Raw genomic sequence first — 465 nt, 5'->3', positions numbered from 1 at the left:
CCGCGGCGGCTCCCGAGCGCCCGTCCGCCCGGGAGGACAGCGGACCGGAGCGGCCTACCGGACGGGAGGCGCCCGCCGCAGCGGAGCGTCCTGACGCGCCGCGGCAGGACGCCGCGGCGCAGGCGCCCCGCCAGGACACGCCCCGGGCGGGCGAGCAGGGCGGCAACGAGATCGACCTGCTGCGGGCCTCCTGGCCGGAGATCGTCAACGCCCTCGCGGACATCCGCCGCGTCGCGTGGTTCACGGTCCAGCGCGGCACCCCGCAGTCCTTCGACGGCAAGGTGCTGCGCATCATGTTCGACGCCGAGGGCGACCTCATGAACTTCCCGCGCTTCGAGGACGACCTGCGGCAGGCGGTCCAGCAGATCCTCGGCATCGACTGCCGTGCGGAGGCCGTCCCGCCGGGCGGCGGCGGGCACGGCCGGGGCGGTGGCGGCGGCGGAGCCCCGCGCGGCCCGGAGCCGT

At 77.8% G+C, this 465-nt stretch carries 1 pseudogene; it reads left to right on the top strand.

The features are described from left to right. A pseudogene (locus CRM73_RS19565) lies at window positions 1-465 on the top strand (DNA polymerase III subunit gamma and tau); the annotation flags it as partial.

This window comes from Kocuria sp. CCUG 69068, assembly GCF_020833785.1.
Taxonomy (GTDB): domain Bacteria; phylum Actinomycetota; class Actinomycetes; order Actinomycetales; family Micrococcaceae; genus Kocuria; species Kocuria rosea.
This window is presented reverse-complemented; position numbering and strand designations above follow the sequence as displayed.